This is a genomic window from Paraburkholderia sp. CNPSo 3076, assembly GCF_026343935.1.
Lineage (GTDB): Bacteria > Pseudomonadota > Gammaproteobacteria > Burkholderiales > Burkholderiaceae > Paraburkholderia > Paraburkholderia nodosa.
Window position 1 is genome coordinate 1 of sequence record NZ_JAPMAL010000035.1, and the last position, 18,885, is coordinate 18,885.

Annotated in this window: 19 protein-coding genes and 1 pseudogene; 14 read left to right on the forward strand and 6 right to left on the reverse strand. The window is 64.6% G+C overall.

What is annotated here, in order from left to right; translation table 11 throughout:
* From M3A49_RS32955 to M3A49_RS32965, 3 genes and pseudogenes are all read left to right on the forward strand, one after another.
* Nucleotides 1-257, forward strand: a pseudogene (locus M3A49_RS32955) (IS5/IS1182 family transposase); the annotation flags it as partial.
* Between the two features lie 60 nt (nt 258-317).
* Nucleotides 318-968: a hypothetical protein gene (locus M3A49_RS32960; protein ID WP_266232705.1), complete on the forward strand. Its 651-nt coding sequence runs from the start codon at nt 318-320 to the stop codon at nt 966-968.
* A gap of 17 nt (nt 969-985) precedes the next feature.
* A complete protein-coding gene (locus tag M3A49_RS32965) occupies nt 986-2,059 on the forward strand; it encodes a T6SS immunity protein Tli4 family protein (protein WP_266232754.1) in 1,074 nt (357 codons plus the stop codon).
* Between the two features lie 134 nt (nt 2,060-2,193).
* Here M3A49_RS32965 and M3A49_RS32970 read toward each other — a convergent pair whose 3' ends face one another.
* Nucleotides 2,194-2,658 carry a VOC family protein gene (locus tag M3A49_RS32970; protein ID WP_254354153.1) on the reverse strand — a complete coding sequence of 155 codons (465 nt, stop codon included), beginning with the start codon at nt 2,656-2,658 and terminating at the stop codon, nt 2,194-2,196.
* 180 nt (nt 2,659-2,838) lie between these two features.
* Between M3A49_RS32970 and M3A49_RS32975 the strand changes: the two genes are divergently transcribed.
* The 4 genes from M3A49_RS32975 to M3A49_RS32990 all read left to right on the forward strand — a co-directional run bounded on the left by M3A49_RS32975 (nt 2,839) and on the right by M3A49_RS32990 (nt 6,546).
* Complete coding sequence (locus M3A49_RS32975; RefSeq protein ID WP_266232706.1) at nt 2,839-3,681, forward strand: alpha/beta fold hydrolase; 843 nt, start codon at nt 2,839-2,841, stop codon at nt 3,679-3,681.
* Between the two features lie 233 nt (nt 3,682-3,914).
* Nucleotides 3,915-4,391 carry a hypothetical protein gene (locus M3A49_RS32980; protein ID WP_266232707.1) on the forward strand — a complete coding sequence of 159 codons (477 nt, stop codon included), beginning with the start codon at nt 3,915-3,917 and terminating at the stop codon, nt 4,389-4,391.
* 74 nt (nt 4,392-4,465) lie between these two features.
* Nucleotides 4,466-5,818 (forward strand): sensor histidine kinase, encoded by a 1,353-nt coding sequence (locus tag M3A49_RS32985; protein WP_266232708.1) that lies wholly within the window; start codon nt 4,466-4,468, stop codon nt 5,816-5,818.
* A gap of 71 nt (nt 5,819-5,889) precedes the next feature.
* Nucleotides 5,890-6,546 (forward strand): response regulator transcription factor, encoded by a 657-nt coding sequence (locus M3A49_RS32990; protein WP_266232709.1) that lies wholly within the window; start codon nt 5,890-5,892, stop codon nt 6,544-6,546.
* Nucleotides 6,547-6,605: 59 nt separating this feature from the next.
* On the opposite strand, the gene M3A49_RS32995 is transcribed toward M3A49_RS32990, so the two are convergent.
* The 4 genes from M3A49_RS32995 to M3A49_RS33010 form a co-directional block, all read right to left on the reverse strand.
* Nucleotides 6,606-7,013, reverse strand: coding sequence for a TerB family tellurite resistance protein (locus tag M3A49_RS32995; protein ID WP_266232710.1), 408 nt, complete (start codon nt 7,011-7,013; stop codon nt 6,606-6,608).
* 55 nt (nt 7,014-7,068) lie between these two features.
* On the reverse strand, nt 7,069-7,443 hold the full coding sequence (locus tag M3A49_RS33000) for a zf-TFIIB domain-containing protein (protein WP_416339062.1): 375 nt from the start codon (nt 7,441-7,443) through the stop codon (nt 7,069-7,071).
* Between the two features lie 66 nt (nt 7,444-7,509).
* Nucleotides 7,510-8,496, reverse strand: a complete 987-nt coding sequence (locus tag M3A49_RS33005) for a TerC family protein (protein ID WP_254354147.1) — start codon at nt 8,494-8,496, stop codon at nt 7,510-7,512.
* A gap of 188 nt (nt 8,497-8,684) precedes the next feature.
* Complete coding sequence (locus M3A49_RS33010) at nt 8,685-9,599, reverse strand: MipA/OmpV family protein (RefSeq protein ID WP_266232711.1); 915 nt, start codon at nt 9,597-9,599, stop codon at nt 8,685-8,687.
* Nucleotides 9,600-10,244: 645 nt separating this feature from the next.
* Between M3A49_RS33010 and leuC the strand changes: the two genes are divergently transcribed.
* From leuC to leuB, 3 genes are read left to right on the forward strand one after another with little or no spacing between them, the layout of a single operon-like run.
* Nucleotides 10,245-11,654 carry a 3-isopropylmalate dehydratase large subunit gene (gene leuC, locus M3A49_RS33015; protein WP_266232712.1) on the forward strand — a complete coding sequence of 470 codons (1,410 nt, stop codon included), beginning with the start codon at nt 10,245-10,247 and terminating at the stop codon, nt 11,652-11,654.
* Nucleotides 11,655-11,667: 13 nt separating this feature from the next.
* Nucleotides 11,668-12,318 carry a 3-isopropylmalate dehydratase small subunit gene (gene leuD / locus M3A49_RS33020; RefSeq protein ID WP_266232713.1) on the forward strand — a complete coding sequence of 217 codons (651 nt, stop codon included), beginning with the start codon at nt 11,668-11,670 and terminating at the stop codon, nt 12,316-12,318.
* 44 nt (nt 12,319-12,362) lie between these two features.
* Nucleotides 12,363-13,430, forward strand: a complete 1,068-nt coding sequence (leuB, locus tag M3A49_RS33025; RefSeq protein WP_266232714.1) for a 3-isopropylmalate dehydrogenase — start codon at nt 12,363-12,365, stop codon at nt 13,428-13,430.
* 22 nt (nt 13,431-13,452) lie between these two features.
* Here the strand turns inward: leuB and M3A49_RS33030 are convergent, their stop codons facing one another.
* A complete protein-coding gene (locus M3A49_RS33030) occupies nt 13,453-13,695 on the reverse strand; it encodes a hypothetical protein (protein WP_254354143.1) in 243 nt (80 codons plus the stop codon).
* Nucleotides 13,696-13,756: 61 nt separating this feature from the next.
* On the opposite strand from M3A49_RS33030, the gene asd reads away from it, so the two are divergent.
* The 4 genes from asd (at nt 13,757) to M3A49_RS33050 (ending at nt 18,859) form a co-directional block, all read left to right on the forward strand.
* Nucleotides 13,757-14,878: an aspartate-semialdehyde dehydrogenase gene (gene asd / locus M3A49_RS33035; protein WP_028202917.1), complete on the forward strand. Its 1,122-nt coding sequence runs from the start codon at nt 13,757-13,759 to the stop codon at nt 14,876-14,878.
* Between the two features lie 166 nt (nt 14,879-15,044).
* Complete coding sequence (locus M3A49_RS33040; RefSeq protein WP_266232715.1) at nt 15,045-17,258, forward strand: FimV/HubP family polar landmark protein; 2,214 nt, start codon at nt 15,045-15,047, stop codon at nt 17,256-17,258.
* A gap of 16 nt (nt 17,259-17,274) precedes the next feature.
* Entirely contained in the window at nt 17,275-18,090 is an 816-nt protein-coding gene (gene truA / locus M3A49_RS33045) for a tRNA pseudouridine(38-40) synthase TruA (RefSeq protein WP_266232716.1), read from the forward strand.
* 88 nt (nt 18,091-18,178) lie between these two features.
* The gene (locus M3A49_RS33050) at nt 18,179-18,859 is read left to right on the forward strand and encodes a phosphoribosylanthranilate isomerase (RefSeq protein WP_266232717.1); all 681 of its coding nucleotides are present in this window, start codon (nt 18,179-18,181) and stop codon (nt 18,857-18,859) included.
* The last annotated feature ends 26 nt before the right edge of the window (nt 18,860-18,885 follow it).

Here is an 18,885-nt window from a genome sequence, read left to right on the forward strand (position 1 = left end):
TGCGGCGGGGCATCACACGCGGGCTACGCGCGATGATCAGACGGCGCAGCGCAATCGAGCCAGCCATCGGTCACATGAAGACAGACGGAAAACTCGATCGCAACTGGCTGAAGGGCGCGCTCGGCGATGCGATGCACGCGGTGCTGTGCGGCGCTGGCCATAATCTGCGGATGATCCTCAGGAAGCTGCGCTTTCTTTGTGTCTTCATTCTCGCTGCATTGTTCAACCGCAGCATTGCTGCCGACGCGATGGTGTGACGCCGGCCGCACGAGAAGCGAATTGTTCAGGGGCGACTACTTCCTGGCGCGGAGTACGGCATGGGGTGGCTGAAAATCCGTGACGGCTCACAGTCGGCAGCTCTCCCGGTTGCTGATCCTTACGGAGAGGTCTATCTGTCCCGTGGACAATGGTGGAGTCTTTGCGACGACAAATTAATCAACCCAATCGATGCGAATAAACAGACAGTTGATCAGGACTGGGCCTCCTATGAGCGAATCATCAACAAATTGGTCATTCCTTTCCACCTGGGGCTAGCTGGGAAGTACCACAGTAACTCCTACGCATTTTACGGAGACGATGATGCCCACAAGACATGGGGCGAGGTGGTATGGGAGAGAAAGATAGGCACCGTTCTGAAGTGGGCAGATGCTTATGCCAAGGTCGATGACCTTACAAGCGGGCAGGTCATGCGGGATACGGGTACAGGCGACCAGGATTTGCTTCAACGCAGTGGGAGGGACCCGCTCGCCGCGCACTATACATTGCGGCCTGCTGCACAGAGCGGTGACGGGACCGTTCCCGCCGTTTCGGGTGCAGCCCCGAGGGGAAAGATCAAGCTATGTGTTGGACACAAGGATGTAGACCATGAGGGCGCATATAAGAAAAAGCCACAGATGCTCTTTGCGCTTTGGGCTGTCACTCGGATCGTGTACCGGGCGAAGGAGACGAAAATGGCGTATGTCGAATGAGAACACTATTGATCACGATGCTCGCGTGCATGATGGCGCTGGTGTCCGCGTGTAACCGGGAGAAACCGATGACCGAGCAGGAAGAAGCCACCGTTCACGCGTTGACTACGGAACTCGAAACGCGCTGTATGGGCCGATATCTAATTGATCTACCAAAGGATATCCGGACGTTTGGCAACAGTTTCATTGAAGGCGTGACGTTTGAGGCTATACCAGCATCCAAAGCGGAATCCCTCCAGAACATCTCGGCTCGGGAGGCAAACCTCAAGTCCCTTGTGAATCTGGCCGGAGGATATCGTGTCCTGTACGAGCACGGGGTCGTTCCGGCAATAACAGACAGCTATTACTTCGTTTCACTCGAATCCCCTAAAGGGCAAAGCTCCGATATGCCGCGCATCGTAGAAGCATACCGCTGGGATCGTGGCTACCAGATAAAGCTACAAAGCACAGCAACCGATATGGTCAATTCGGTATATGTAAGAGAGAACAAAGGTACGCCGTACGGCATCCACGGCGAACTCATAAACGATGTTCCGGAAAAGAAGCGGCTTGTCTTTGGTCTTCTCAGCAGGGTGGAAGGTCGTGACGAGGCCACGATTCCAACTGTCCCCGGCGTGTGCTTTCTTGGCGGATTCCTGCATGGGCGTGCCGGGGAGAAAGAGGATCTGTCTGGCCAATACTACCTGCGCGATAAACAAGACGTGAATTTTGTTCTTGAGACAACCTCTTTCATTCACGAGAAGACCACGTTGCTTCAACGTGGCGATAGTATCAATGACGCACTCAAAGAGCGTAACGGCCATACTGTTCGAAAGGGCGTGGTTGATCTACCGGGTATGCAGGCCGAGGAGTGGCTGATGGCGGGTACAACGTATCTTTATATCCCGGGTCATCATTTTGTCCTGGAGGCAAATTCGAAAACAGGAAGTGCGCTTACGCCGTTAGTGGAACTCGATTTGGACAACGGCGACATCCTGCCAGACGATTGGCAGGGTGATCCGCCTCGCAAGGCGTCGCTTACGGAAAATGAGGCCGTCGCCCTTTGGGACGCTGTATCGCGGACACTTCGTCCACGTCCCAACGGTTTTTGAGGGGAGCTACGGGCGATTTAAAGCTTCAAGGTTGTCTCGCAGGGGCACCTTTCGCGCGAAGCAACCTGATATGGCCAGCATTTTGCCGATGCACTTCCCATACCCTGATCTATACACGGCGATGCGCTTCCGGCTCAAATCCAGCCGTCGATCTTCAGCCCGCTCGCCGCTTCCGCTTCTTCGCGCGTGACCTCGCGCACTGTTTCGCCGAAGCTCCACACGTGGCCTTCGGGGTCGCATGCCACATAGACGCGGTCGCCGTAGAACTGATCGGCCGGCTCGCGGATGATCTTTGCCCCGGCGGCGCGGGCTCGTTCGCAATGCGCGTCGAGGCCGCTTTTCAACTGCACGTGTACCGACTGCGTGTTCTTGCCTTCCAGTTCGGCGGGGGTCGTGTAGGGCATGCCGGGCCAGCCGCCGCAAATCATTACGTAGCCGTCGCCGAAGCGCATCTCCGAGTGGCCGAGCTTCCCGTCCGGCGACGTGACGACGAACTGGCGCGTGAAGCCGAACGCCTTTTCGAGCCAATCGAGCGCGGCGAACGGATCGCGATAGTAGATGGCAGACCCGAAGGCCGGACGCGGCGAGGTGTTGCTCATGCTTGTCTCCTGGGCTGTATGTGTGACGAATCTAGCACCAGCGTGGTGCGATTGCGCGCAGCGCGCTCACGCGTCCTTGCCGCCCACGCACGGCCATTACCTCCGACGTAATCGTCAGCACGCACGGCATCGACGACCATGTCGCTCATCGGCACACCCCACCCGCAAGGAGCGACGACCATGGCAACTTCCAACGCCCGCCAACCCGGCTACATCCGCATCGACGACGATACCGCGCTGCACTATCGCGACTGGGGCGATGGCGCACCGCTCGTGTTCCTCTCGGGTTGGACGCTCAACGCCGACATGTGGAACTACCAATGCGCGCCGCTCGCGGCCGCGGGTTATCGCTGCGTGGCATACGACCGGCGCGGCCATGGGCGCTCCAGCGACCCGGGCCGCGGCTACGACTACGACACGCTCGCCGACGATCTCGAAGCCGTACTCGCCGCCCGAGGTTTGGAGCGAGTCACGCTGGTCGGCCATTCGTTCGCGAGCGGCGAGATCGTGCGCTATTTGAGCCGTCACGGCTCGCGTCGCGTGGCGGGCATCGTGCTGGTTTCGCCGGCGTCGACGCCTTATTTGCTCAAGACTGCTGATAATCCCGGCGGACTCGATGCTAGCCTCTTCGAAGCGTCGATCGAAGAAATGCTCACGTCGTTTCCCGACTGGATCGAGCGGCGCGCCGAAGCCTACTTCAGCTCCGGTACTTCTCGCACGGTCATTCAGTGGACGGCCGACATGATGCTGGCCACGTCGCTCTACGCTGCGACGCAACTGTCGCGCGTGCAGATGGTCACCGACTTCCGCCGCGAACTGGCCGCGATCGACGTGCCGGCGCTCGTGCTGCACGGCGACTGCGATGCCTCGGCGCCGCTCGAGATCACCGGACGCCCCACGGCGGCCGCGCTCGAACACGCGGTGCTGAAGGTTTATGAGGGCGGCACGCACGGCATGTACTTCAACCACGCCGCGCGCGTGAACGACGATATCCGCGCGTTCGTGACGCGGCGACAGGCCTGAAACGCGACTCGGCCAGCCGGCGGATAGAATTCGCGGATACAAGTCGTAATCAGGGCCCGGCCATTCGCGCCGCGCGCAAAGGAATAGCACCCCTGCGCCCCTCGTTTTGCAGATGACACGCGGCCGGCGCGAGCCCACTCGCGCGCCGCGTGCCAGGCGTACCGATGGAGTCTTCACGGCCAAGGCGCACAGCCCGTGCACCGCGAGGCCGGTCCGTCGAGAGGGGCGACATCATGCGCAATCTTCTCGCCTTCACTGCACTGGCCTGTCTGCTGGGCGCCTGCACGACACCGGTCGCGTCGCAGCAGGCGGCGGACGCATCTTATTACCCGCCGCCGCCCAACTGCCGCTCCGTCACCGGCACCGCCGAGATCGACGGCGCGCCGCAGGTGATCAGCGGTCTCGCTTGCCTGCAGCCCGACGGCACCTGGCAGATCGTGCAGGGTAACGACGGCACGCAGGTCTACCCCGTGGCATGGACCGACGCGACGACCTGGTACGCCGGCCCATGGTACGGCTGGTGGCCGCCGGTGTTCGTGGGCGGCTCGTTCGTGTTCATCGATCACTTCCATCACTTTCATCACATGGATCACGTCTTTCCGGGCGGCCCGCATATGCATCCGGCGCCAGGCATGCACGGCGGCTTTCATGGCGGGCACGGCGGCGTCTGGAGCGGTGCGGGTGGAATGCACGGCGGCTCTCATCGCTGAAACACACTGCACGGTCTGATTGACGCACGACGAATCCTTTATGATGGAGCGCGCCTTCCCACCCGAGACGCTCCATGTTTTTCGCCGCGCATTCCCTGCATCGCCGCCTGAGCATTGCGATCGGCACGCTCGCGATCCTCGTCGGCGTGCTGGGTGCGCTCGGCACTTTCCTCGTCGTGCGCAGTCTCGCCGCCGAGTTCAACACGACGCTGCGAGACGCCGCCGCGCACGTGCAGACCGGCGTGCCGCATCGCGCGATCGAGCCGCGCGGCGACAGCGAAGCCGCCGACAATTTCGTCGTGCAGATCTGGTCCGCCGACGACTGCGCGGTCCCGAGCCGCACGAGCAACGCGCGTATCGCGTTGCCGCGCGCACAAAGCGGCTTCTCGTCGGTCGAATACGACGGCGAATCCTGGGACGTGTTCGCGCTCGCCGCCGGCGACGAATACATTCAGGTGGCCGAATCGCGCAGTATGCGCAATCGCAACGCGTTGCGCGTGGCGTTCTGGAGCCTGCTGCCCGTGCTCGCGCTGCTGCCGCTGCTCGCGCTCACGATCGCGGTGACGGTGCGCGTTTCGCTGCGGCCACTGGAGCGCGTCGGGCGGCGCGCGGCGAAGGTCGATCTGCACGACCTCAAGCCGCTCGAAGTGGGGCAGGCGCCCGTCGAGTTGCGGCCCTTCGTCGAGTCGATCAACCGCATGATCGAGCGCCTCTCCGTGCTCGTGAATACCGAGCGCATGTTCATCGCCGATGCCGCGCACGAACTGCGCTCGCCGATCTCCGCCATGCAGTTGCAGATCGACAACCTGCGCAACGCGCCGCCCGAACAATACCCCGAGCGCTTCGAGGAGCTGCGCCGCGGCATCGTGCGCACCGGGGCGCTCGTTTCGCAGCTGCTCGGTCTGGCGCGCGCCGAAATCGGCAGCACGCAACGCGTGCTGGCGGAGGTGCCGCTCGCGCAAGTTGTCACGGACGTGCTGTCCGACCTGCTGCCGCTCGCCGACGCGCGCGGCGTCGATCTGGGCGTGACGCGCCTCGACGACGTGACGGTGCGCGCCACCGAGACAGACATGCGCGTGCTCGTGCGCAATCTCGTGGACAACGCGATCCGCTATAGCCACGCAGGCGCGAATGTGGACGTGGCGGTGCGCCGCGAGGGCCAGGGCGTCGTCATCGACGTGACCGACAATGGGCCCGGCATTGCCGAGGCCGATTTACCGCGCGTGTTCGACCGGTTTTTCCGCGCGGGCGGTCATCGAGGTCACCCGCGCGGTGAGCATGACTCGCACGGCAGCGGCCTCGGCCTCGCCATCGCGCAGGCGGTGGCGCGCAGCTATCGCGGCTGCGTGACGCTCGCGAACCGGGGCGACGGGCAAAGCGGCATCGTCGCGCGCATTGAGTTTTCGCGCGAGTTACCGCGCGCCTGAGCGCCGCGTCGATGTAGCGAACGCAGGTCAGGCAAAATCCCGGGAAGCATGCGAAACAAAGGACGGACACGATGCGCATTCTGCTGATCGAAGACGATCTGCTGATCGGCCCTGCGCTGCTGCGCGCGTTGAAGGACGCGTCGTACAGCGTCGACTGGGTGCGCACGGGCGAGAGCGGCCGCGACGCCATTCGCGACGGCTCGTACACGGCGGTGCTGCTCGACCTGGGCCTCGGCGACATGAGCGGGCTCGACGTGCTGCGCGCGCTGCGCGAGTCGCTGGACGGCACGCCCGTGCTCATCATCACCGCGCGCGACGACGTGGACACGCGCGTGGAAGGCCTCGATCTCGGCGCCGACGACTATCTCGTGAAGCCATTCGAGAGCAAGGAACTGCTCGCGCGCATCCGCGCCGTGGTGCGGCGCAAGTCGGGCTTTGCCTCGCCGACCATGGGCAGCGGCCGCGTCACGCTCGACATGAACGCGCGCCGCCTCACGTTCGACGGTCAGTCCGACGATCTCTCCGCGCGCGAATACGCACTGATGCTCGCGCTGCTCGAGCGGCCGGGCGCGATCCTGTCGCGTCAGCAAATCGAGGAGCGGCTCTATGGCTGGGGCGAGGAAGTGGAAAGCAACGCGGTGGACGCCGTGATCTACAGCGTGCGGCGCAAGTTCGGCCACGCGGTGATCCGCAATGTGCGCGGGCTCGGCTGGGCCGTGTGCGTGTGAGCGGCGGAACCATCGAAGAAAAAAGCGCGCAAAAAAGCTGCGCGCTGTAAAAACCGAACTTACGCCAGCAGGCGCTGCCAGGGTTCCTTCTGCCACGCACGGCTAAGCGAGGCGAGCAGCGCGACTTCGCTTTCGGCGACGTGCCGGTCCGAATACACGGCCACGTGGCACAGATTCAACACTTCGGCGCGCAGCGCGGGATCGTCGAGCTCGCGCATCACCTGCTGCATCACGTCGGAGTCGAGCTTGCACGCATCGCTCCAGTTCAGGTGCGAAGTGGTCTGCAAGTCTTCACACAGATCCTTGAGGATATCGCCGAATTCGCCGGGCGCGAGGCCGAGCCGGTCGGCCAGGCGCGCGCGATGGACGGCTGCGAGTTCCTCGCTGCCCAGGTGGCCGTCTGCGAGCAGTGCGACCGCGACGATCCGGCCCGCGGCTTGCGGGCTGTTGCAGGTATAGTTGCGCATGATCAGGAATCCTCTTGAAACGTGATGTCGATGGGATAGCAGGCGTAGCCGTGGCTCAGTCGAAGATGTCCTGCAGCCACGACTTGCGGCGATGGCCATTGCCGCGGTAGCTTTCGTGAGCGCGGCGCGGGGCGTAGTCGCCGTGTTGCGTGCCGTGCTTCGAATCGTGCTGGCGGAATGCCTGTGCATCGCCTTCGTTGCGATAGTGCCGGTTGCCGCTGCGTTCGATCAGCTTGTCGAGTTCGCCGCGATCGAGCCAGACGCCGCGACACTGCGGGCAGTAGTCGAGTTCGACGCCCTGACGCTCTGCGAGCGAGAGGGTGACGTCAGGGCAGTTGGGGCATTTCATGATGCGCTCCGTGATGAGTGACAGGTCATCGAGGCCCTTGCCGTCCTGCGTGGAGGGCAGTGCGGCCTCGATGGAAACCATCCTGGCAGAGCAAAATGAGCGAAGAATGAGGAGCACGGGGGCGCTCCGTCTGAGTCGGGTTCGGCTTCAGGACGTGCCGAGCGTGTCCTTCGGCTTCTGCGTCTTGACGAGCGACACCACCACGCCGCCCGCGAGCAGCGCGGCCGTCACGCCAAGGCTGAATAGAGCGGGAATCTTGCCGATGATGCCCACCAGAAAGATCTTCGCGCCGATGAACACCAGTACGAGCGCGAGCGCATGCTTGAGGTAGTGGAAGCGATGCGCCACGGCCGCGAGCGCAAAGTAGAGCGCGCGCAGGCCGAGCACGGCGAAGATGTTGCTCGTATAGACGATGAACGGATCGGTCGTGATCGAGAAAATCGCGGGGATCGAATCGATGGCGAAGATCAGGTCGGCGAACTCGATCATCAGGAGCCCGAGCAGGAGCGGCGTGGCGAGCAGCGCGGGCTTGCCGGTGCGCGGATGCGCCTGGCGCACGAGGAACGCGCGGCCCTCGAGATGCGGCGTGACGGGCAGCTTGCGACGCAGCCAGCGCAAGAGGGCGCTGTCGTTCACGCCGGGCTCTTGCTTCGGGCCCAGCAGCATCTTCACGCCGGTCACGGCGAGAAATACGCCGAACACGTACAGCATCCACTCGAAGTGCGTGACGAGCGCGGCGCCGAGCCCGACCATCAATGCACGCAGTACCAGCACGCCGACGATGCCCCAGAACAGCACGCGATGCTGAAGCTGGCGCGGCACGGCAAGCGCGCCGAAAATCGACGCGATCACAAACACGTTATCGAGCGATAAGGACTTTTCGATCAGATAGCCGGTGATGTACTCGGTAGCGGGCTGCGCGCCGAGCTGCCACCAGACGAAGCCGCCGAACAGGACGCCCACGGCGACATAGCCGAGCGAGAGCCAGAGACTTTCGCGGATGCCGATCTCGTGGTCGTCACGATGCAGCACGCCGAGGTCGAGTACGAGCAGCACGATCACCACCGCGAGGAAGGCGATCCAGAGCCACGCGGGCTGACCGAGGAAGGAGGCCGTGGCGATCGGCGCGAGCATGGTCGATCCTTTGAACGTAGAGGGAAACGTGGCCCTGCTGCGCGTTTTAGGCGGGCGCAGCCGGCCGACTGGGCCTGGCGCCCGTACGGTCAAGGATAGTGGCGAAGAATGAGCGGTGAATGAGGGGTGGCCGGGCAGGCGCTCTCGCGACGTACGCCGGCCTGACGCCGGTCAGGCGGCCGGCCGCGCTAGAACTCGTAATTGATCGAGACGTCGCAAACGCCGCCCGTCTTCGACTGGACGATCGGGCTGTGCGAGGCGCTGCCGAGCAGGCGCTTGATGGCGCCGTCCGCGCTCACGAACCAATGTTTGTTGACGAAGTACACCATCGTGATGCCGAAGCCGGCCGACTTGAGGCCCGCGCTCGCGTCGTACTGACGGTAACCCGATGCGGCCGCCTGCTGCGGCGTCACGCCAAACCAGCTTTGCATGTAATTGGAGTCGGCGAACGTGACCGAGGGGCCGGCGAACCAGTAGAAGTTCTGGTTGCTGCCCGGCAGCGGCATGTAGGCGCCGAGGTCCGCTATCCAGCCATTCGAGCCGCCGAAGCTGCGCGTGAAGGCGGTGCGGAACACGAGCGGAAAGTCCTTCGAAATCACATACTCGCCAGCGATCTTCAATTCTGGCGCCGGGTTGATGTTGCCCATGCCGTGCAGCCGCGTCGGGTCGTCCTGGCCGCGCCGCCCGAGGTCGTACACGGCTGCCACGCTCACGCGCCAGTTTTCGCCCTGCAGGACGTTGGCGCCGAAGCCTTCACCCGTCGAGCCGAACAGGATGTCCTTGTAGCGCAGGTCGATGCTCGGCCCGATCTGCGTGTGATAGCGGTCTGAGCCGTCGTAGCGCGGCTCGAAGGTCGCGCCCACGCCGAGCCGCGCCTCGAAGTCGGGACGGTTCGGCTGAAACATCTTTTCGAGCGGAATGCCTGCAGAATATTGCCATTCGCCGAGCGGCGAGGGGGTCTGCGCCTCGGCGCGCGGGGCGAGCGCGGCGAGGGCGCATGCCGCGGCGGCGAGAGAAGCTCGCTGCGTGGCCCGCGAGCGGCGCGGCGCCGGTGGTTTTATTCTGCTTTTTCGTTGTTGCGCAGTGCGGATTGCGAGTGGCATGAAGCCTCCGGTTTTGCATGGTCGGCCGCGGCGTCGTTTGTTGGTGTGACGCAATCACAAAGTGGAATCCGGCGCGGCGTGGCTCGTTTCGCAAACCTCGTGCCTGGCTTGTGCATGACCGGCCGGCGTCCGCTCCGGCGATTCCCCGCGCTCCCCGGCGGCTATGGCTGTCAAACGCGGGAAACGAAGCTAAATAATCAGGAGAACTAACAGAATTGCAGGGGCTCCGGTGCACCGTTTTGGAGCGCCGCATTCGCCCCGGTTAAACCTTGGCGCCGATTTGCCGTTAGACAGTCATGGACTTCGGCGATGCGGCCCCCCCTGTGTCGCGGAATCCGGAGCCCATGTTGCACCGTTCTCACAGCGGTCACCAACTTGCGCCGGTCGTGGTCGGGCCGGCGCATCTCCTTTTTGCCTTCCGAATCCTTGCAACGCGCGGCCGAGCGGCGCTCGCTACGCCGCGGCACCCATGCGCGACAACCCGCGCGCGCGCGCCGGGTAACACTGATACAGGTATCGCGACTACCACCCAACTCCCTGTTTTTTATCGCTTTTTTTCGGGTAAGGCCCTGTGGCGAGCGGGTTTCGCGTGGCATAATCGATTCACACCGTATTGCCCCGCAGTCAAACATTTCCCCGCACATCATGGCAAAGACGCTCTACGACAAATTGTGGGACACGCATGTGGTCCACACGGAAGACGATGGCACGACGATTCTCTACATCGACCGTCATCTGTTGCACGAAGTCACCAGTCCGCAGGCTTTCGAAGGCCTGAAACTGCACCAGCGCCCGGTATGGCGCATCAGCGCGAACCTGGCCGTTTCCGACCATAACGTGCCGACCACCGACCGCAGTCACGGCATTGCTGACCCGGTCTCGAAGCTGCAGGTGGACACGCTCGATTCGAACTGCGACTCCTTCGGCATCACGCAGTTCAAGATGGCCGACCAGCGCCAGGGCATCGTGCACATCGTCGGTCCGGAGCAGGGCGCAACGCTGCCTGGCATGACCATCGTCTGCGGCGACTCGCACACGTCCACGCACGGCGCGTTCGGTGCGCTCGCGCACGGCATCGGCACCTCTGAAGTCGAGCACGTGCTGGCCACGCAAACGCTCCTGCAAAAGAAGAGCAAGAACATGCTCGTGAAGGTCGAGGGCCAACTGCCGCGCGGCTGCACCGCGAAGGACATCGTGCTCGCCATCATCGGCAAGATCGGCACCGCGGGCGGCACGGGCTACGCCATGGAGTTCGGCGGCTCGATGATCCGCGGCCTCACGATGGAAGGCCGCATGACCGTGTGCAACATGGCGATCGAAGGCGGCGCGCGCGCCGGCATGGTCGCCGTGGACGACACCACGATCGAATATCTCAAGGGCCGTCCGTTCTCGCCGCAAGGCGCGGAGTGGGATCAGGCCGTCGAGTACTGGAAAAACTTCCGCACCGACGAAGGCGCGCACTTCGACCGCGTGGTCGAACTGAGCGCGGCCGACATCGTGCCGCAGGTCACGTGGGGCACGTCGCCGGAAATGGTCACGGCAGTCGACAGCCGCGTGCCGGATCCCGAGCGCGAGAAGGACCCGGTCAAGCGCGACGCGATGGAACGCGCGCTGCAGTACATGGCGCTCGAACCGAATACGCCGATCGAGTCGATCAAGCCGGACAAGATTTTCATCGGTTCGTGCACGAACGCGCGCATCGAAGACCTGCGCTCCGCTGCTTACGTCGTGAAGAAGCTCGGCCGCCGCGTGGCGCCGAACATCCGCCTCGCGATGGTCGTGCCGGGCTCGGGTCTCGTGAAGGCGCAAGCCGAGCGCGAAGGCCTCGACAAGGTGTTTACCGAAGCCGGTTTCGAATGGCGCGAGCCGGGCTGCTCGATGTGTCTCGCGATGAATGCCGACCGGCTGGAGCCGGGCGAGCGTTGCGCGTCCACCTCGAACCGCAACTTCGAAGGCCGCCAGGGCGCGGGCGGTCGCACGCACCTCGTGAGCCCGGCCATGGCAGCCGCCGCGGCAATCGAAGGCCATTTCGTCGACATTCGCAAGCTGGGCTGAGGCTACACGGATCATGGAAAAATTCATCGTACACACCGGCGTCGTGGCGCCGCTCGATCGCGAGAATGTCGATACCGACGCGATCATCCCCAAGCAGTTCCTCAAGTCGATCAAGCGTACCGGCTTCGGCCCGAATGCCTTCGACGAATGGCGCTACCTCGACCACGGCGAGCCGGGCCAGGACAACTCGAAGCGTCCGCTGAACCCGGACTTCGTGCTGAACCAGCCGCGTTATCAGGGCGCCTCGGTGCTGCTCACGCGCAAGAATTTCGGCTGCGGCAGTTCGCGCGAACACGCGCCGTGGGCGCTCGACCAGTACGGTTTCCGCGCGATCATCGCGCCGAGCTTCGCGGACATCTTCTATAACAACTGCTTCAAGAACGGCCTGCTGCCGATCGCGCTTTCCGAAGCGGATGTGGATCACCTGTTCAACGAGACGTACGCGTTCAACGGCTTCCAGCTCACGGTCGATCTGGACAAGCAGGTCGTGCGCACGACGGATGGCTCGAAGGAATATCCGTTCGAAGTGGCCGCGTTCCGCCGCTTCTGCCTCCTGAACGGCTTCGACGACATCGGCCTCACGCTGCGTCACGCCGACAAGATCCGCCAGTACGAAGCCGAGCGCCTCGCGCGCCAGCCGTGGCTGAACAACCGCGTGCTTTGATACCTGCACATACGCACACTGAACAAACAGCGAGGAATCACAGGATGAAGATTGCAGTGCTGCCGGGCGACGGCATCGGTCCCGAGATCGTCAAGGAAGCCGTGAAGGTGCTGAACGCACTGGGCGAAAAATTCGAGCTGGAAGAGGCGCCGGTTGGCGGCGCGGGCTACGAGGCGAGCGGCCACCCGCTGCCCGAGGCAACGCTCGCGCTGGCCAAATCCGCTGACGCGATCCTGTTCGGCGCCGTGGGCGACTGGAAATACGACACGCTCGAGCGTGCGCTGCGTCCCGAGCAGGCCATTCTCGGCCTGCGCAAGCACCTGGAACTGTTCGCGAACTTCCGCCCGGCGATCTGCTATCCGCAGCTCACGGGGGCGTCGTCGCTGAAGCCGGAAATCGTTTCGGGCCTCGACATCCTGATCGTGCGCGAACTGAACGGCGACATCTACTTCGGCCAGCCGCGCGGCACGCGCGAAGCGCCGGACGGCAACTTCAAGGGCGCGCGCGAAGGCTTCGACACGATGCGCTATGCGGAGCCCGAAGTGCGCCGCATCGCTCACGTGGCGTTCCAGGCCGCGCAAAAGCGCCAGAAGAAGCTCACTTCTGTCGACAAGGCCAACGTGCTCGAAACGTCGCAGTTCTGGAAGGACATCATGATCGATGTCTCGAAGGAATATCCGGACGTCAAGCTGTCGCACATGTATGTCGACAACGCGGCCATGCAGCTCGTGAAGGCGCCGAAGGCGTTCGACGTGGTGGTGACAGGCAACATGTTCGGCGACATTCTCTCGGACGAAGCCGCGATGCTCACGGGCTCGATCGGCATGCTGCCCTCGGCCTCGCTCGACAAGAACAACAAGGGTCTGTACGAGCCGTCGCACGGTTCGGCGCCCGATATCGCGGGCAAGGGCATTGCCAACCCGCTCGCCACGATCCTCTCGGCGGCCATGATGCTGCGTTACTCGCTGGGTCGCCCGGAGCAGGCGGACCGCATCGAGAGCGCGGTGAGGAAGGTGCTGGAACAAGGCTATCGCACCGCCGACATCGTCACGCCGGACTGCAAGCAGGTTGGCACGGTGGCAATGGGCGATGCGGTGATCGCAGCGCTGTAAGTCGCACGAAGGGCATGCCGTTTCAGGCGTGCCCTTTTTTGTTTCGCGCGCCTGAAGAACGGGCGTTGCAAATAGCGGAAAGTAGGTTTTTGCCGCGCAAATTAACCGTTTCGTGTATATTGCTTCGATGGCGAAGATCCCCCAGATCACGACTGTTACGAACATCCACGGCATGAAAGCCCGTGCGATTTCGCTCGCCATCACCACGAAAACGACGATTATCAAAACGATCACCATTCGTTGATCGCTCGTCGTGCCCGCTCATCTTCCCCGCGCGGTCACGCCGGGCGAGCGAAGCGGGGAAGTGTCCATTTCAAGGGTTAGTCATGAACGTAGGTCTCGTAGGTTGGCGCGGCATGGTCGGCAGCGTGCTGATGCAGCGTATGCAGGAAGAACGTGATTTCGACCTGATCGAACCGGTGTTTTTCAGCACCAGCAACGCAGGCGGCGCGGCTCCGTCTTTCGCCAAAAACGAGACAAAGCTCAAGGACGCGAACAGCGTCGACGAGCTCAAGAAGTGCGACATCATCATCACTTGCCAGGGCGGCGACTACACCAACGAGGTGTATCCGAAGCTGCGCGCGGCAGGCTGGAACGGCTACTGGATCGACGCGGCCTCGGCGCTGCGCATGAAGGACGACGCCGTCATCATCCTCGACCCGGTCAACCTCGACGTCATCAAAGATGCTCTCGTCAAGGGTCAGAAGGACTTCGTCGGCGGCAACTGCACGGTCAGCCTCATGCTGATGGCGCTCGGCGGCCTGTTCCGCGAGAACCTCGTCGACTGGATGACGGCCATGACGTATCAGGCCGCTTCGGGCGCGGGCGCGCAGAACATGCGCGAACTGCTCTCGCAGATGGGCGCGCTCAACGCATCGGTCGCGAGCGATCTGGCGAATCCGTCGTCGGCGATCCTCGACATCGACCGCAAGGTGCTGGCCACCATGAACAGCGACGCCATGCCGACCGAACACTTCGGCGTGCCGCTCGCGGGCTCGCTGATTCCGTGGATCGACAAGGATCTCGGCAACGGCATGTCGAAGGAAGAGTGGAAGGGCGGCGCGGAAACCAACAAGATTCTCGGCAAGCCGGCCATGGGCCAGCCGGGCTCGATTCCGGTCGACGGCCTGTGCGTGCGGATCGGCGCGATGCGCTGCCACTCGCAGGCGCTCACGATCAAGCTGAAGAAGGACGTGCCGCTCGACGAGATCGACGGCATCCTCGCTTCGGCCAACGACTGGGTCAAGGTCGTGCCGAACCAGCGCGAGGCTTCGATGCGCGATTTGTCGCCGGCCGTGGTCACGGGCACGCTGTCGGTGCCGGTGGGCCGTCTGCGCAAGCTGGCCATGGGCGGCGAATATCTGTCGGCCTTCACGGTGGGCGACCAGTTGCTGTGGGGTGCGGCTGAACCGCTGCGCCGCATGTTGCGCATTCTGCTCGACAAGTGAATGAATTAAACTACGCGGCTAATGACGCGTAGACCGGGTGAAAAGCGCCGCGCCAGTCGCGGCGTTTTTTTTATTGCATGCTTTCTATTGCATGCATCGATGCAATCGCCCCGAAGCACACTCCTATTTGATCGACAGCCGCAAGAGCGGTATGCCAGGGCAACTGATGATCGTTCGATTTGATACTGATTCCGCCGCGCCTCGCGCGAAGCGCGCCCAAGGGCGGCGCGCCATCCGCGCCACCGTGGCGGCGGCGAGTTTCCTGTTCTGCGGCCTCGCCGCTGCGCAGGGCGGCGCGAGTGCGGCGCAAGGCGCTGCGGCCAGTGGTGCCAGTGCCGCGTCTTCCGCCGCGGCGGCGCTGAGCATCGCGGGGCAGTACACCGTTCATCCCGGCCAGTCGTTGCACGACGTGGCCGTCGATGTCACGCAGTCGCACGACAAGGGCACGCTCGCACGCATGAGCCAGGCGCTCTTCGATGCGAACCCCAATGCGTTCATCAAGCAGGATCCCAGCCGCATGCGCGTGGGTGCGACACTGAACGTGCCGGCCACGCCGGACGTTTCCAGTGCGGCGGAGGGCATGACGGCGGCATCGGGCGGGGCGGCTTCGGCTTCGGCGGGTGCTTCGGCCGCCCCCAGCGCGCCCGCCACGGCGACGGCTGCGCCTGCCAGCACACCGGCCGCTGCTTCGAGTGCTGCTGCCGAGGCTGTGGCAGCTGCATCGTCGGCGGCTGCCGCCGCAACGGGCGGCGCGAGTTCGGCCAGTGCTGCCGCGACGGCAGCGGCAACGGCTTCGGCAGTCGCAGCGAGCGGCCCCGAAGCGGCCGCGCAAGGCGCGTCGGGCGCCGCTGCGGTGGGCGCCAGCGCCGCCGTTGCGGCGTCAGAGGCCAGCGACTCGCACGTGTGGAGCGGTTCGATCCAGGCCCCGGCCAGCGGCGCGGCAGGCGCGTCGGCCCAGGGCGCGAAGGGCGCGCCAGTGACGGTCTCGAGCCTGCAGCAGCTCCTCGCGTTGAAGAACCGCGTGCTGATGGCGTTGCAGCAGCACGGCATCGGCAAGCCGGCGCAGACGGCGGGCGGCGCATCCGCCGGTGCGCCTGCTGCGCAAGGCGGTGCGCCGGTGCAGAACGGCGCGGCGAACGCCGGCCCGGCTGGCGGTCAACCGGAAGTCTCGCCGATCGCCATGGGGGCCGTGGCGGCGATCGTCGTGGCGCTGCTGGCCTTGTTCGTGCGTCTGCTCATGCGCAAGCGCAAGAAACCCGCTGAGCAGGCGGCTGAGGTCTCGCCCGAAGCGCACGAGCCGACGCCGTCTGCATCGGCTGCCGCCGTTGCCGCCGCGCCTGTGGCCGAGGAGCCGCCGGTACTGCACGAGCCGATTTCACGCGCCGGGGATGAACCGGGCGTGAATGAAGCCGCGCCTGTGGAGGAAGCGGAGTTTGTGCCGCCGGTTGCGCCGGTTGAACCCGCAGCGGACGAAGTCGCGATCACGCCGGTGCCCACGCCAGCCGTCTCTGCCGCGCCGCTCGAACACGACGAAGCGCTGCCGCCGATGCTGACCGAGACGCTGCACCCGGCCACCCCGCAAGCGCCTTCGGCTGCGCAGGAAGCTCACGCGGCACACGAACTGCAGCACGGCGTGGAACCGGGCGAGCCGCAGACGCTCGCCGACGCGACCGACGCCGCCAGCCTCGCCGCCGCGATGGAGCTGGGCGCGGATGCGCTGCCGCCCGAAAGTCTCGGCGCACCGCAAGCCGCGCAAGCGCCGCAGGCCGAACCGGCCGCCGTGCAAACGCCGCCCATCACCGAAGCCTTCGAGCGCCCGCCGGCGCCGCTTACCGCACCTGAAATTCCGTCTGTGCCCGCAGTCACCGCAGAAGACATGAGCTACGCCGAAGTCCCGATCGCGTTCCCGCACGATGCAATAGAAGCGATGGGCGGCCTCGACCTGCCCCTGCCGCCGCGCATCGGGGAGCCGGTCATGCCCACGGCGCCGCTGTCGACCGAGCCGGCCGCTACGCCCGAGGCCTCGGCGCGTCTTGCGTCGCCGTTCTTCGAGCCGCCTGCGCCGCTGGCGGGCCAGGCCATCGAGGCCGGGACGGCGGGCGCAGGTGCGCTCGCGGGCCTCGGCGCGCCGCGCTTTGGCGCGCTCACGCTCGACTTCGACCTGAACCTGCCGCCCGATTCGGCCGAGCCGCTGCCGGTCTTCACGCCCGAGCAGCTCGCGCGCATCGCGCGCAACAAGCTCGACCTCGCGCACGAATACATCGCGCTTGGCGACGTGTCGGGCGCCCGCTCGCTCATCAACGAAGTGATCGAGTCGAACGACCCCGCGACGCGCAGCGACGCGCAGGCGCTGCTGTCGACGCTCGCTCCGCTTTCGTGACGCCGTTGCAAGCCGTATGCGTATCGCGCTAGGAATCCAGTACGACGGCGCCGCGTTCTGCGGCTGGCAGTCGCAGCCGCACGGCAAGACCGTGCAGGACGCGCTCGAGCGCGCACTGCGCGAATTCGCCACCGTGCCGCTGTCCACCATCGTAGCGGGCCGCACGGACACGGGCGTGCACGGCCTCGGCCAGGTCGTGCACTTCGACACCGACCTCGATCGCACGCCGTTCTCTTGGGTGCGCGGCACCAATGCGTTCCTGCCCTCCACGGTGGCCGTTCAGTGGGCCAAGCCGATGCCCGAGGCGTTCCACGCGCGCTTTGCGGCGTTCGAGCGCACCTACTACTACGTGCTCTACGTGAACCCCGTGCGCTCGCCGATGCTGGCGGCCCGCACGGGCTGGATCCACACGCCGCTCGACGTAGATGCGATGCGCGAGGCGGCGGCGCACCTCATCGGCGAGCACGATTTTTCGTCGTTTCGCTCGTCGGAGTGCCAGGCGAAGACGCCGGTGAAGCATCTGTATCAGATCGACATGCGGCCGCAGGGCGACTTCATCCACTTCCGCTTTCGCGCCAACGCGTTCCTGCACCACATGGTGCGCAACCTCATGGGTTGCCTCGTGGCCGTGGGGCGAGGGCGATATCCGGCCGCGTGGATGGCCGAGGTGCTGGCGGGCCGCGACCGCACCTTGGCCGCGCCGACCTTCATGCCCGACGGCCTCTATCTCGCCCAGGTAGGCTATCCTGATGAGTTCGCGGTACCCGCGCCGCATACCGCCAGCGTGCCGTGGAGCGCGATCTGGAGCGACGCGCCCGAAGGCCGTGCCTGACGCGGCCCGGCGTATTGCCCCGCGAGCAATCACGTCGCGATTGAATCATCGGGATTGAATCATCGAGACCAACACCGCAGCCAGAACCATGACGTCAGCCGAGCAACTCGCCCCCGCGCACCGCACGCGCATCAAGCTGTGCGGACTTTCGACGCCCGAGGCGGTCGCGTACGCCATCGACCTCGGCGCCGACGCCGTCGGTTTCGTGTTCTATCCGCCCAGCCCGCGTTCGGTGAGCGTGGCGCAGGCGGTCGAACTCACGCGTGACCTGCCGCCGTTCGTTTCGGTCGTGGGCCTGTTCGTGAACGCCACGCCGCAATGGATGAGCGAAGTGGCGAGCAATGTCTCGCTCACCATGTTGCAGTTTCACGGCGACGAAACGCCCCAGCAGTGCGAGTCGCTGGCCTCCGTTGCCGGTTTGCCCTGGTTGCGCGCGCTGCGGGTGGCGGCCGATACTCAGCAGGCCGATTTGATAGAATCGGCTAATCGTTATTCATCAGCCAGCGGCCTCTTGTTCGACACGCATGTCGAAGGTTACGGCGGCGGCGGAAAGGTCTTCGATTGGTCACTTATTCCCGCAGGGCTCGCGCGTCGGGCCGTTTTGAGTGGTGGCTTGAACGCGCAAAACGTCAGTGATGCGATTCGCCGGGTGCGTCCGTTCGCTGTCGATGTCTCCAGTGGCATCGAGGTTCCGGGCGCAAAGGGCGTGAAGGATCACGCCCGCATGGCGGCGTTCGTGCGCGCAGTGCGCGAAGCGGACGCGGGATAAATCCGGGGTGGATGCCCCTTTGGCCG